At 71.5% G+C, this 13,405-nt stretch carries 10 protein-coding genes, 3 tRNA genes, 1 pseudogene and 1 riboswitch; of the genes and pseudogenes, 5 read left to right on the top strand and 9 right to left on the bottom strand.

Translation table 11 applies throughout. The annotated features are described in order from the left end of the window. Positions 1–33: 33 nt before the first annotated feature. From AAW14_RS16630 to AAW14_RS16615, 4 genes are all read right to left on the bottom strand, one after another. Positions 34–1,962 carry an ABC transporter ATP-binding protein gene (locus AAW14_RS16630; protein WP_265564619.1) on the bottom strand — a complete coding sequence of 643 codons (1,929 nt, stop codon included), beginning with the start codon at positions 1,960–1,962 and terminating at the stop codon, positions 34–36. Further along, positions 1,962–3,695, bottom strand: coding sequence for an ABC transporter ATP-binding protein (locus tag AAW14_RS16625; RefSeq protein ID WP_265564618.1), 1,734 nt, complete (start codon positions 3,693–3,695; stop codon positions 1,962–1,964). The genes AAW14_RS16630 and AAW14_RS16625 overlap by 1 nt, the downstream gene beginning before the upstream one ends. 167 nt (positions 3,696–3,862) lie before the next feature. Further along, complete coding sequence (locus AAW14_RS16620; protein ID WP_265564617.1) at positions 3,863–5,314, bottom strand: xylulokinase; 1,452 nt, start codon at positions 5,312–5,314, stop codon at positions 3,863–3,865. 79 nt (positions 5,315–5,393) lie between these two features. After that, positions 5,394–5,699 carry a YtxH domain-containing protein gene (locus tag AAW14_RS16615; RefSeq protein ID WP_265564616.1) on the bottom strand — a complete coding sequence of 102 codons (306 nt, stop codon included), beginning with the start codon at positions 5,697–5,699 and terminating at the stop codon, positions 5,394–5,396. A 164-nt stretch (positions 5,700–5,863) separates the two neighbouring features. On the opposite strand from AAW14_RS16615, the gene AAW14_RS16610 reads away from it, so the two are divergent. From AAW14_RS16610 to AAW14_RS16590, 5 genes are all read left to right on the top strand, one after another. Beyond that, a tRNA-Asn gene (locus AAW14_RS16610) sits at positions 5,864–5,936 on the top strand. Positions 5,937–5,941: 5 nt separating this feature from the next. Further along, a tRNA-Asn gene (locus AAW14_RS16605) sits at positions 5,942–6,014 on the top strand. 168 nt (positions 6,015–6,182) lie between these two features. Next, a tRNA-Ile gene (locus AAW14_RS16600) sits at positions 6,183–6,259 on the top strand. A gap of 702 nt (positions 6,260–6,961) precedes the next feature. Next, positions 6,962–7,109: riboswitch (cobalamin riboswitch) on the top strand. A gap of 38 nt (positions 7,110–7,147) precedes the next feature. Beyond that, on the top strand, positions 7,148–7,369 hold the full coding sequence (locus AAW14_RS16595) for a CbtB domain-containing protein (RefSeq protein WP_191875862.1): 222 nt from the start codon (positions 7,148–7,150) through the stop codon (positions 7,367–7,369). A gap of 19 nt (positions 7,370–7,388) precedes the next feature. Continuing rightward, entirely contained in the window at positions 7,389–8,144 is a 756-nt protein-coding gene (locus AAW14_RS16590; RefSeq protein WP_265564615.1) for a CbtA family protein, read from the top strand. A 117-nt stretch (positions 8,145–8,261) separates the two neighbouring features. Here AAW14_RS16590 and AAW14_RS16585 read toward each other — a convergent pair whose 3' ends face one another. From AAW14_RS16585 to AAW14_RS16565, 5 genes and pseudogenes are all read right to left on the bottom strand, one after another. Continuing rightward, positions 8,262–8,846, bottom strand: a complete 585-nt coding sequence (locus AAW14_RS16585) for a histidine phosphatase family protein (RefSeq protein ID WP_265564614.1) — start codon at positions 8,844–8,846, stop codon at positions 8,262–8,264. Between the two features lie 96 nt (positions 8,847–8,942). Continuing rightward, positions 8,943–9,199: pseudogene (locus tag AAW14_RS16580) on the bottom strand (5-methyltetrahydropteroyltriglutamate--homocysteine S-methyltransferase); the annotation flags it as partial. A 58-nt stretch (positions 9,200–9,257) separates the two neighbouring features. Beyond that, positions 9,258–10,295 (bottom strand): rod shape-determining protein, encoded by a 1,038-nt coding sequence (locus AAW14_RS16575; protein ID WP_265564613.1) that lies wholly within the window; start codon positions 10,293–10,295, stop codon positions 9,258–9,260. A 232-nt stretch (positions 10,296–10,527) separates the two neighbouring features. Continuing rightward, positions 10,528–11,955 carry a carboxyl transferase domain-containing protein gene (locus tag AAW14_RS16570; RefSeq protein WP_265564612.1) on the bottom strand — a complete coding sequence of 476 codons (1,428 nt, stop codon included), beginning with the start codon at positions 11,953–11,955 and terminating at the stop codon, positions 10,528–10,530. After that, positions 11,948–13,396: an acyl-CoA synthetase gene (locus AAW14_RS16565; RefSeq protein WP_265564611.1), complete on the bottom strand. Its 1,449-nt coding sequence runs from the start codon at positions 13,394–13,396 to the stop codon at positions 11,948–11,950. The genes AAW14_RS16570 and AAW14_RS16565 overlap by 8 nt, the downstream gene beginning before the upstream one ends. Between the last annotated feature and the right edge of the window lie 9 nt (positions 13,397–13,405).

The following is a 13,405-nucleotide window of genomic DNA, read 5'->3' as shown; positions in this document are numbered from 1 at the left end:
CGGGGGCCGCCCGCACGAGCGGCCCCCCGGAACTCAGTCCACCTCGGCGACCGCCTGGGCGAACTGCGCCTTGTACAGCCGTGCGTACGCCCCGTCCGCCGCCAACAGCTCGGTGTGCGAACCCTGTTCGACGATGGACCCGTTCTCCATCACCAGAATCGTGTCCGCGTCCCGGATCGTCGACAGCCGGTGCGCGATCACGAATGACGTCCGCCCGGCCGCCAGCTTCGCCATCGCCTTCTGGATCAGCACCTCGGTACGGGTGTCCACCGAGCTCGTCGCCTCGTCCAGCACCAGGATCACGGGATCGGACAGGAACGCCCGCGCGATCGTGATGAGCTGCTTCTCGCCCGCGCTGACCCCCGTGCCCTCGTCGTCGATCACGGTGTCGTAGCCGTCCGGCAGCGTGCGGACGAACCGGTCGGCGTGCGCCGCCCGCGCCGCCTCCTCGATCTCCCCGCGCGTCACGTCCCGCGCCGCGCCGTACGCGATGTTCTCGGCGATCGTTCCCCCGAACAGCCAGGTGTCCTGGAGCACCATCCCGATCCCGGCCCGCAGCTCGTCCCGGGACATCTTCGCGATGTCCACCCCGTCGAGCGTGATGCGGCCGCCGGTGACCTCGTAGAACCTCATCAGCAGGTTCACGAGAGTCGTCTTCCCGGCTCCCGTCGGGCCGACGATCGCGACCGTGTGGCCCGGCTCCACCTTCAGCGACAGGTTCTCGATGAGCGGCTTCTCGGGGTCGTACCGGAACGACACGTTCTCCAGCGCGACCCGGCCGCGCAGTTCCTCAATCCGCAGCCCCGGCTCGGGGTCCGCCTCCTGCTCCTCCGCGTCAAGCAGCTCGAAGATCCGCTCCGCCGAGGCGACGCCCGACTGCACCAGGTTCGCCATCGACGCGACCTGCGTCAGCGGCATCGAGAACTGCCGGGAGTACTGGATGAAGGCCTGTACGTCACCGATGGACAGGGAGCCGGAAGCGACACGGAGTCCGCCGACCACGGCCACCAGCACATAGTTCAGGTTGGACACGAACATCATCAGCGGCTGCATCACACCGCTGTTGAACTGCGCCCTGAACCCGGCCTCGTACAGCTTGTCGTTCTGCTCGGCGAACTGCCGCGCCGACTCCTCCTGGCGCCCGAACACCTTGACCAGTGTGTGCCCGGTGTACATCTCCTCGATGTGTGCGTTGAGCTTGCCGGTGGTGCGCCACTGCTGCACGAAGTGCGGCTGCGAGCGCTTGCCGACGCGCGTGGCCACGTAGAAGGAGAGCGGCACGGTCACCAGCGCGACCAGCGCCAACAGCCACGACACCCAGAACATCATCGCCAGCACGCCGACGATCGTCAGCAGCGAGTTGATGAGCTGGCCCATCGACTGCTGGAGCGTCTGCTGGATGTTGTCGATGTCGTTGGTCGCGCGGCTGAGCACCTCACCGCGCTGCCGCTTGTCGAAGTACGACAGCGGAAGCCGCGACAGCTTCGCCTGTACGTCCTCGCGCATGCGGTAGACGGTCTTGTTGATGGCCCGGTTGGAGAGCCGGGTGGCGACCGCCATCAGCAGACCGGCCAGCATGAACGCGCTGAGCGCGAGCAGCAGTACGTTGCCGACGGCACCGAAGTCGATTCCCTTGCCCGGGGTGAAGTCCGTCCCGGAGAGCATGTCGGCGATGCCGCCCTGGCCCCGCTGCCGCATGGACTGAAGGACCTGCGCCTTGCTCACCCCGGACGGCAGCCGCCGCCCGATGATCCCGGCGAAGACCAGGTCGGTCGCCTTGCCGAGGATCTTCGGTCCGACCACGGAAAGACCCACGCTCAGCACACCGCAGACCAGCATCGCGATCATGGTGGCGCGTTCGGGCTTGAAGTGGGCGAGGAGCCGCTTTCCGGACCCCTTGAAGTCCATCGAGCGATGGTCGGGGCCGCCCCCGGCCATCATGCGTCCCATGGGCCCGGCCATCAGGCAGCCTCCGCTTCCGTGAGCTGGGAGAGCACGATCTCCCGGTAGGTCTCGTTGCCCGCCATCAGCTCGTGGTGGCGGCCGGTGCCGACGACCCGGCCCTCGTCCAGGACCACGATCCGGTCGGCCTCCCGGATGGTTGCCACGCGCTGGGCGACGATCACCACGGTCGCCTCGGCGGTCTCCCGCGAGAGCGCCGAGCGCAGCGCCGCGTCGGTCGAGTAGTCGAGGGCGGAGAAGGAGTCGTCGAAGAGGTAGATCTCCGGGCGCTGCACCAGCGTGCGCGCGATCGCGAGCCGCTGCCGCTGGCCGCCGGAGACATTGGTACCGCCCTGCGAGATCGGCGCGTCGAGGCCGCCCTCGAGCCGCTCCACGAACTCCGTGGCCTGCGCCACCTCCAGCGCCTTCCACAGGTCCTCGTCGGTGGCGTCCGGATTGCCGTACCGCAGGTTGGTGGCGACCGTGCCCGCGAAGAGATACGGCTTCTGCGGGACGAGTCCGACCGTCCTCGCCAGCAGCGCCGGCTCGATCTCCTGGACGTTCACGCCGTCCACGAGGACCTCGCCCTCCGTGGCGTCGAAGAGGCGGGGGATCAGCCCCAGCAGGGTCGACTTGCCACTGCCGGTGGACCCGATGACGGCCGTGGTCTCGCCGGGCCGCGCCACCACGTCGATCGCCTTGAGCACCGGTTCCTCGGCACCCGGGTAGCGGAACCCGGCACCGCGGATCTCCAGATGCCCGTGCCGCCGGAGCTCGGCCACGGGAGCGGAGGGCGGCACGACGCTGGACTCGGTGTCCAGGACCTCCTGGATGCGCTCGGCGCACACCTCCGCGCGCGGCACCATCATGAACATGAAGGTGGCCATCATCACGGACATCACGATCTGCATGAGGTAGGCGAGGAACGCGGTCAGGTCGCCGATCTGCATGCCGCCGCTGTCGATGCGGTGCGCCCCGAACCAGACCACGGCGATCGACGAGAGGTTCACCACGGTCATCACCAGGGGGAACATCAGCGCCAGAGTGCGGCCGGTGCCGAGGGCGACCTCGGTGAGGTCGGTGTTCGCCCCCCGGAAGCGGTCCTTCTCGTAGTCGTCGCGGACGAAGGCGCGGATGACCCGGTTGCCGGAGATCTGCTCGCGCAGCACCCGGTTCACCGTGTCGAGGCGCACCTGCATGGTGCGGAAGAGCGGCCGCAGCCTGCGCACGATCAGCGTCACGCAGATGCCGAGCACGGGCACCACGGCGACCAGGACACCGGACAGCGGCACATCCAGGCCGAGCGCCATGACGATGCCGCCCACGCACATGATCGGCGCCGACACCATCAGCGTGAACGTCATCAGGGCGAGCATCTGCACCTGCTGCACGTCGTTCGTGGTGCGGGTGATCAGGGACGGCGCCCCGAACTGGCCCACCTCACGCGAGGAGAACGACTGGACCTGGTCGAAGACGGCGGCCCGGATGTCCCGGCCGGCGGCCGACGCCGTACGGGCGCCGTAGTAGACGGCGCCCGTGTTGCAGACGACCTGGCCCAGTGAGACCCCGATCATCAGGCCGCCGAAGGTCAGGATGTAGCCCGTGTCCCCCTTCACGACACCGTTGTCGATGATGTGCGCGTTGAGGGTGGGCAGGTAGAGGGTGGCGCAAGTCTGCAGGAACTGCAGCAGCACCAGCAGGACTATGGGTTTTTTGTACGGGCCCAGATGGGCCCTCAGAAGTCGTATGAGCACGCGAGGTCTCTCGGGGTCGTCGACGGCAGGGGCGGTCGGTGATGCACCACCCCCTATCGTCGGACACTCCACCCGCGTTACCTCAACCGATTAATCCGACAGCGGGCAATGTGCTGACCCGGTTTCAGCCTCCGGGCCTAGGCCGAAGGGAGGACGGCGGGGGCGCACTACGAGCGGAACGCCGCCGGATGCGTCTGCTCGCGTACCGACACGTACTGCTGGCGCACGGCCTGTCCCACTGCCAGTTCCTCGCCCGGCTCCAGGACCTGTGCGACCGCGCCCTGCCAGGCGGGCGGGTGGCGCGGGTCGAGGGTGCCCTGCGAGACGCCGAGGGACCAGGCCGCCTGCCGGGCCGCGCCGATCGCCGCGTAGTCCGCGGGCTGTGGGACCACGATCTGCACGCCGAACAGCGCGGGCGCCGCCGCCTGCACGGCGGGCAGCTCCGCGGCGGCCCCCAGCAGGAAGATCCGCCGTACCTCCACCCCGCGCCCGCGCAGCACGTCCAGCGCGTCCGCGAGCCCGCACAGCATGCCCTCGAACGCGGCCCGCGCCAGATGCTCGGGCTTCATCGACTCGCGCCGCAGTCCGGCCAGGGTGCCCGCGGTGTGCGGCAGGTTCGGGGTCCGCTCGCCCTCCAGGTACGGGAGCATGACGAGCCCGTGCGAGCCCGGCGTCGACTTCATCGCCAGGTCGGACAGGGACTCCAGGTCGGGCAGGCCGAGCAGTTCGGCGGTGCCGCGCAGGGTGCGCACGGCGTTGAGGGTGGTCACCACGGGCAGATGCATGCCCGTCGCGTCCGCGAGCGAGGTGATCATCCCGCTGGAGTCCACGAGGGCCTCGGGGTGCACGGCCATCACGGACCCGGAGGCGCCGAGCGAGACGACCGCGTCGCCGAGTCCGATGCCCAGGCCCAGGGCGGCGGCCATGGTCTCGCCGGTGCCCGCGGAGATCAGCAGCCCCTCCGGTGTCGTGCCCGCGGCCTCGGACGGGCCGAGCACCTCGGGGAGCATGGCCTGGTGTCCGAGCGCCATCTCGACGAGGTCCGAGCGGTACGCGCCGGTCGCCGCCGACCAGTACCCGGTCCCCGAGGCGCCGCCGCGGTCGGTGGTTCTGCGCACGAGCCGCCCGAGCAGCTGCCACACGAGCCAGTCGTGGGCCTGCAACAGCACGGCCGTCCGCCGGGCGTTGTCGGGTTCGGTCCTTGCGAGCCAGCGCAGCTTGGTCACGGGCTGGGCGGCCCCCGGTACTGAGCCGACGGCCTCGGCCCAGGCCTGGCGCCCGCCGAGGGCGTCGATGAGATCGGCCGCCGCGACCTGCGCCCGCCTGTCGCCGCCGACCATGGCGGGCCGCACGGTGGCGCCCTGGGAGTCGAGCGGGACCAGCGCGTTCTGCTGCGACGACACGCCGATGGCCTGCACGCCCTCGAGGAGCCCGCCGCCGGCCGCCTCCCCCAGGGACAGCAGCCAGGCCTGCGGGTCGACGTCGGAGGGACGGCCACCCTCGGCGTTCTCCACAGGGTGCGGTGCATACCCCTGCCTGAGCACGGCGCCCGTGTCCGCGTCGCAGACGACGATACGAGTGAAATCGGGCGAACTGTCCAACCCGGCGACTATCCCCATGGCAGAAATTCTGCCGTACGGAGGGGGGTGTCCGCGCCGCGCCGGGAGGTCCACCCTGGCTCCCCCGGGGCGGCGGCGGTCAGGTGTTGCTGGTGCCCCAGTCGTCCTGGCCGGTGCCGTTCGCGCTGCGTTCACGCAGTGAGCGCACGCGGCCGGCCACCGAGTCGGGCATGCGGTCGCCGACCTTGTCGCTCACCGCGTGGAAGGCCTTGCCGGCGATCTCGCGCCCCTGCACGGCGGCCGTCTCGGCGGTGTTGCGTACGGCGGGGTTCTGCGCGACGAGGCGGGCCGACTTCTTCAGCTGCTCGTAACGTTCACGCCCGGCCCGCGTGCCCAGCACATAGCCCAGCACCAGCCCGGCGGCGAACGTGAGCCGATAGCGCATGGCGGCCACCCTTCCCTTGCGTCTGCGTCGTCCCTTGCGTGGGCATCGATCGCGGGGAGTACCGATTGGCGGAGCACCCCCCTGCTTGCGCTAATGTATGTGTCGCAGCGAGCGCGCGCCCCCTGGCGAATACCCAGGTAGGTACGTTCGATGCAACGAGGCATTCCTCCGTAGCTCAATTGGCAGAGCAGCCGGCTGTTAACCGGCAGGTTACTGGTTCGAGTCCAGTCGGGGGAGCTCGGTCCTCCGTAGCTCAATTGGCAGAGCAGCCGGCTGTTAACCGGCAGGTTACTGGTTCGAGTCCAGTCGGGGGAGCATGCTGAACGAGGACCCCGCTGGGGTCCTTTTTCATGTCCGCAGGAACCGCCGCGCTCACGGCGGAGTCCTCAAGGTCATGCGAAGCCGACCATCCGAAGCAGGAGATCGTATGAGCGGCTATGCTGCGGCAGACGGCGCGCACACGTGTACGCGACGCGCCGTAATGGGGCGGTAGCTCAGCCGGTTAGAGCAGCGGACTCATAATCCGTCGGCCGTGGGTTCGAGTCCCACCCGCCCCACCAGGCGCTACACGCGCAGAAGCGTTTCTACCCGTGGAGACGTAAGGGCGAGGGTCGACACGCCAGCGTCTCGACCCTCGCTCACTCGCCCGGACCAAGATCAAGTAGCCCGGCGGCGGCCCGGAGGGACCAACCGTGGCCCTGATGGCTCAGAGGGCGGCCCGATCGGTCTCCCGCTGAGCCACGCGGTGTGCCGCCCCCGCTCCGGATCTTGCTTTCCGGCCGTCCGCCTTGTTGTCGCCCGAGTCGCGGCCGGTGGCGCTCGGTGCCCGTGCCGAGGCCGGAGCAACGGCGGTCAGGACGGGGGAGGTTGTGCGGCGGGATCCTGTCGCGGAAAGGATCCGTGGCGATTGGGCCTGGCGGCCCCGCAACAGCCGCGAGCGGACCGTCGGACCTGTGCTCGTGTCGGCGCCGAACGCCTCCTCCGTCCGGACGCCTGCGGCAGCCCGGACTCGCCACCAGATCCTCTCGCCCGTGCAGGGCGGCGTACGCCATGAGCGTGCCTTGGGGGGTCCAGACGCCTGGGGATCCGGCCCGCTGGTGTACCGAGTGGGCCGCTGGTGTCGCTCATGGGGATCCGGTCACAACGGCCGAGGCGTGCCGGGTGGTGCGCCGCTGAGGCCACCTCCGACCCGCAGGTCGCACCGGCCGGCCCGCGCCATCGAGACGAAGATCACGGCAGACGATGCGGTCTTGGCCATGTTCCCGTCGCACGGTACGGTCTGTGCGACAACGACGACGGTGAGGCGGAAGCCGGTGGGAATCCGGCACGGTCGCGCCACTGTGAACGAGACGGACCGCTCGGCGGGCGGGCGTCTTGTGAGTCAGACCCGCAGCTGTCGTCCTGTGCACCACCGAGATGGGACGCGAACTCCCAGAGGAGGTCCTGCCATGGCGCAGACCGTCGCTCAGCCGACAGCCACCACCCCCGTCGTACCCGCCAAGTTGCCGCTGAAGGCGATCGCTCCGTGGGCGGTCTTCTTCGGCATCCTGATGCTGGTCCTGTTGTACTTCGTCGGCGCCGAGCAGGGCGCCACCTCCGTGTTCAACGGCACGGATGTTCACGAGTGGGTGCACGACGCCCGCCATCTGCTCGGTTTCCCCTGCCACTGACGAGGGGCGCCGCACAGCCATGAACTCCACGACCGTGCGAAATCTCCTCGTGCGGGGCATGCTCGCCGGCCTTGCGGCCGGCGTGCTCGCCCTGGTCGTCGCCTACTTCCTCGGTGAGCCGAACGTCGCCAGTGCGATCAGGTTCGAGGAAGCGCACTCCCACGAGCACGAGATGGAGATCGTCTCCCGCTCCCTGCAGTCCACGGCCGGTCTCGCCACCGGCGTCCTCATCTACGGGGTGGCCTTCGGCGGCATCGCCGCGCTCGCCTACTGCTTCGCTCTCGGCAGGGTCGGTCGCTTCAGCCCCCGGGCCACGGCACTGCTGCTGTCCGCATGCGCACTGCTGGCCGTGTACGTCGTGCCGTTCCTGAAGTACCCGGCCAACCCGCCGTCGGTCGGCAACCCCGACACCATCGGCAAGCGCACCACCCTGTACTTCCTGATGATGCTGCTCAGCGTGCTGCTGGCGGTCGCGGCCGTCATCCTGGGCAAGCGGCTCGCACCCCGGTGGGGCACCTGGCACGCCACCGTGGCCGCGGTAACGTTCTTCGTCCTCGTGATCGGACTCGCCTACGCGTTCCTGCCGGTCGTCAACGAGGTGCCGAAGGACTTCCCAGCCACCGTGCTGTGGCGGTTCCGGCTCTCCGCGCTCGCCATCCAGTGCACTCTGTGGACCGGATACGGGCTGATCTTCGGTGAGCTGGCGCAGCGTCTGCTGTCGCCGCGTCCCGCGGCGGTCGCGCCCCCCGCACAGGCAACTCCCGTACCGCACTAGCGGCACTCGTCGATCGCCACCGCAGTGGAGCCGCCGGACGGGATTCGGGGGAGGAACGTACTTCCGCCGTGCCCGCGCCGACAGTGATCGGTCCGTCGGCGGGCGAACGATGCTCCGTCAGTCCCCGGTGGCCGGCTGACCCAGCGCCTGCCCCAGCCGCAGGTTCCAACGGCCGGCTCGTCCGCTGAGCTCGGTCGCCGTCAAGGGCGGGACATCGAGCCGCCAGAATGCCGCCTCAGGCGCGTCGAAGACCCTGATCACCACGGCCCGTACGATCTCCGGCTCCACCACGGCGAGGGTCCTGCCGTCATTCTCGCGCAACGCCTCGAGCCAGTCGGCCACGCGCGCGCAGAGGGCACGCACCGACTCCCCGCCGTGGGGTGCGGCGCCCGGATCCGTCAGCCAGCGGGCGAGTACGTCCGGTTCCGCCGCGCCGACCTCGTCGAGCGTCCGGCCCCGCCAGCGGCCCACGTCCAGGCCCGCCAACTCCGGTGCACGCGTGGCGTCGAGACCGAGGGCCGACGCTGTCTCGCCGCAGCGCAGGCTGGGGGAGACCAGCACGCGGTCAGCCACCTGAAGTGTGTGGGCGGCGGACCGGGCACGGGCCGTGCCGCTCGCGTCGAGCGGACAGCCGTCGTCGAACCGGGCCTCTCGCAGTGATCGGTTCATGGCGGGTGAGATCAATGTGACACGGCTGGTCAAACCTTCGCTCCTGTCCTGCACGCACGACCCATACCGACGTTCTCTTCATACGGCATCACGGCCGAGGCGCCGATGTCCTCCCGGCCATGCGCCGGATCAGCAGCCGGAGGGCTCGTCGCGGACCGTTCGGGCCGCGGCAACCGGATTCTCCAGGGACGCGCGTGTCTCGGGCCAACCGTGCGTCTTCAGACGGCAGTCGGGGTTCACCCACAGCCGCTCGGCGGGGACGGCCTCAAGTCCATTGCGCAGCAAGGCGGCTGCCCCGGCCGCGCTCGGAACGCGCGGGGAGCGGGGATGCCGTACACGCCCGGTCCCGCCTCGCGCGCACAGCCGTGGGTGGTCAGCCGGAAGGCTTCGGCGGCCCATGCCAGGACCCCTGCCGGGACTTGGGACTCCGGCGCGGGGCCCGGCTCAGGCGGCCAGCGGGTTGAACGTCAGGGGCTGGATCCTGCCCTCCAGCATCTCGCCCAGGCCTTGGACGGCGCAGATGTCGGGGCGTTCGGCGATGTGCACGGGCATACCCGTCGCCTGGCGCAGCATCTGGTCGAGACCCGGCAGCAGCGCGCTGCCGCCGACCATCATGATCCCTCGGTCGGCGAGGTCGGCCACCAGATCGGGCGGACAGTCGCGCAGCACCTTGCCGATGCCGTCGAGGACGGCGGTGAGCGGGGTCTGGATGGCGACTCGTATGGCCGCCGTGTCGACCTTTACGGAGCGCGCGAGCCCGGTGGCCACGTCCCGGCCCAGGATCTCGGTGGAGGTGGGCCCGTGCGGGGAGAGCCCGTTGCCGGAGAGGGCGAGCCGCAGCGGTCGTACGGACTGACTCGGCAGCATCAACTCGTGCTCGTGGCGGAGCAGTTGAACGATCGCGTGGTCGACGGCCTCGCCGCCCACCGGGACCCGCTCGGCGGTCACGATGTTCCCCAGCGAAAGGACGGCGATCTGTGTGGCTGCGGCACCGCACACCATGATCATGGAAGCCTCGGGCTGCTCGACGGGCAGCCCGCACCCCACGGCGGCGGCGACGAGCGTGTCGACCAGTTCGACCCTGCGCGCGCCCAGTCCGACCAGGGTCTCGATGGTCGCGCGCTGGGCCAGTGGATCCGCGTCGTGCGGGGTGCAGGCGGCGGCCCGCAACCGGGGCTTGCGACGCAGGGAACGGCGCAGCTTCTCCCCCAGCAGATGGCGCAGCATGCGCTGGGCCATCTCTATGTCGACGACGGTGCCGCCCGAGACGGGCCGGACGACACGGATGTACGAGGGTGTGCGCCCCGTCATCTTCTCGGCGAGCTCGCCGACTGCGATCAGCGCGCCCGTGCGGGTGTTCACGGCTGCGGCACTGGGCTGGTCCACCACCAGCCCCGCGCCCTTGACGTAGACACGGGTCCTCGCCGCCCCCAGGTCGACGGCGAAGTGGCAACGGCGCAGCTGGTCCAGGCTGACGGTCATGGCGGTACCTCCCGAGAACATCGTGTGCCATGGACGTGCGCCGCGCCCGTTGGGAGCGGCCGGGAGGGGTTCACCCGAACGGGTGACGTCGGGCGCGTCGCGCCGCGGGAGGCTTGCGTTCGGGCGCGTGGCGCTCAAGGAGGCTTGCGTTCGGGCGCGTGGTCCCTCCCGGCCTGTGGCTTTCCCCCCCATCCCGGATCGGGTCACGGGCTGGAGGAGAGCCGCCGGACCGTCACGGCGTGGTGGGTTGCACCGCGTCACCGCCCACGATCCCCCGTACGACCCCCAGAGCCACGAGGTCCTGGGGCCGCAGACGGAGCTGGTCCGCCGTCGACCGCACCTGGTCGGCCGGGCGCTTGAGGATCGCGGCGGCGAGCTCCGGCGCGATGACGGAGAAGTAACTGTCCGGCGTGGCCCAGGTGTTGCCGGGCGCGGCCAGGGCGAGGGCTCCGCCGGAGCCGCCCTCGCCGATCAGCAGGGTGGTGAGCGGCGTACGGGCGGTGGCGACCGCGGCGAACAGGTCCGCGATCGCGGCGCCCACGCCTTGCCGCTCGGCCTCGGCGTCGTTGGCGGCGCCCGGCGTGTCCACCAGCGTGAGAACCGGGAGGGACAGCAGGTCCGCCAGACGGATCAGACGGGCGGCCGTACGGTATCCCGCCGGACGGGTCGCGGTGCCGGTCTGGGCGGCGTACGCGACCGTACGGCCCTCGTGGATGCCGAAACCGCACAGCATGCCGTCGTCCCTGCCGCCACAGCGGTCGCCGCTCAGGGCGGCCCGCCGGGTGAAGTACGCGTCCAGGTAGGCCTCGGCGCGCGGGCGCCCCGGATCCCGGGCGCGCCGGACGGCGTCCCAGCCGGTGGCGGGGAGGCCCGTGGCCGCGAGGGCGGCCGGGACGGGGGCGGGGGTGGGCTCGTTCGCGACGGCCGCCGGGCGGCCGGGGGCCTCGGGTTCGTCGGGGGCCTCGGGCGCGTCGGGGTTCCGGGACGCGCCGCCCGTCAGCAGGTGCAGCCAGAGCCCCAGCGTCTCCCGCAGTTCCTCGGGCCGTACGATCGCGTCGACCGCACCCGCCGCCAGCTGCGCCTGAGCGGTGTAAGCCGCCGGGTCCGCGTCCTGCGGGCGCACCCGGGACCCCGCGAAGCCCACCTGGACGTCCGGCAGGGCCAACACCACGTCGGCGCCCGCGCCCAGCGTGGCCCAGCCGCCGCCGGTCGTCGGGTCGCGCAGCACCGCGAGCTGCGGCAGCCCGGCCGCGCGGGTGAGCGCCGACTGCCGGGCCACCCGCTGGAGCTGGGTCAGCGCGAGCATGCCCTCCTGCATCCGGCTGCCGCCGGTCGCGACGAGCGAGACGACCGGCAGCCGGTGCTCACGGGCGTAACCGTGCGCCGCCTCCAGCCGATCGCCGGTGCGCTCGCCCAGGGAGCCGCCGAGGAAGCCGAACTCGAACGCGATCAGCACCGCTCGGGTGCCCTCGACGTTCGCGGTGCCGCAGACCACGGACTCCTCCTCGCCGGTGCGCTCGGCGGCGCGGGCGCGTGAGGCGTCGTAGCCCGCCCACCCCAGCGGGCCGTCCGGCGGTGACTCCCGGGCCGGGCCAGGGAGTTCGCGGAACTCGTCGGCGACGCGGGCGAGGGCCTCCCGCGCGGCCGGGCGCTCAGGCATCGCCCAGTGCCCGCTTCATGATCTTCCCCATCTCGTTGCGGGGCAGCGCGTCGAGATGGCGCACCACGCGGGGGCGCTTGTGCGGGGCGAGCCTGCGGGCCACGTGGTCGGCCAGCTCCTCCGCGCCGGGAGGGGCCCCGGGGTCGGTCGGCACCACCCAGGCGACGATCCGCTCGCCCAGGTCCTCGTCGGGCTCCCCGGTGACGGCGGCCTCCCGCACACCCGGGTGTTCGAGCAGCGCGTTCTCGATCTCGCCCGCCCCGATCTTGTATCCGCCGCTCTTGATCAGGTCGGTGGCCTTGCGGCCCACGATGCGCACATAACCGTCGGCCTCGCGCACCGCCATGTCCCCGGTGCGGAACCAGCCGTCGGCGGTGAAGGCGGCGGCCGTGGCCTCGGGCCGGTTGAGGTAGCCCGTGAACAGGTTCGGCCCGCGGACCTGGATCTCGCCCACCGTCTCCCCGTCGTACACGGTGATCGGCGAGCCGTCCTCCTCCACGAGCCGCAGCTCGACCCCGGGCAGCGGCACGCCGACCGTGCCGGGGCGCGGCTCCCCGTCCGCGCGCACACTCGTGTTCATCAGGGTCTCGGTCATCCCGTACCGCTCGACGACCCGGCGGCCGGTCGCGGCGGCGATCCGCTCGTGGTCGTGCACCGGCAGCGCGGCGGACCCGGAGACCAGCAGCCGGGCCCCGCCCAGCGCCTTGGCCAGCTCCGGGTCGGCGGGCAGGGCCTCGGCGATGCGGTGGTACATCGTGGGCACGCCGAACAGCATGGTCGCCCCCGCGCCCAGCTCGCGCGTCACGCCGTCCGTTCCGAACCGGCCCAGATGGCGTACGGCGCCGCCCCGGCGCAGCGGGCCGAGGACGCCGAGGACCAGCCCGTGCACATGGAACAGCGGCAGCCCGTGCACGAGCACGTCGTCGCCGGTCCACTGCCAGGCGTCCGCGAGCGCGTCGAGCGTGGCGGCCACGGCTCGGCGGGGGATGATCGCGCCCTTGGGCGGGCCGGTGGTTCCGGAGGTGTAGACGACGAGAGCCGGATCCTCGTCCGCGGCCCCGGCGGGAGCGAAGGGGCCCGCGCCGTGCACATCGACGTCGATACGCTCCAACTCCCTTACCGATGACGGAAGTTCATCGTCGGGGGCGGCCAGTACCAGCGGCGGTGCGCTGTCCGCCAGGATGTGCCGCAGTTCGCCCTCGCCGGACTTCGGGTTGAGCGGGACGACGGACATGCCGGCGGTCAGCGCGGCCACCACCGCGACGGCGGTCTCCAGGGAGGGCGTGGCCCACACGGCCACCCTTTTCCGGCCGCCGAGCCGCCCGGCGAGCGCACCCGCCGCCGCGGCCAGCTCCGCGTACGTCAGGGCCCGCTCACCGAAGCGCAGGGCGGGCCGTCGCGCGGCCCCCGGGTCGGTCAGGGCCGGAAAGAGGGAGGACACGCGGGACTC

Source organism: Streptomyces hygroscopicus (assembly GCF_026168105.1).
GTDB lineage: Bacteria > Actinomycetota > Actinomycetes > Streptomycetales > Streptomycetaceae > Streptomyces > Streptomyces hygroscopicus_D.
Note: the sequence above shows the minus strand (reverse complement) of the source record. Positions and strands in the feature narration are given on the sequence as shown.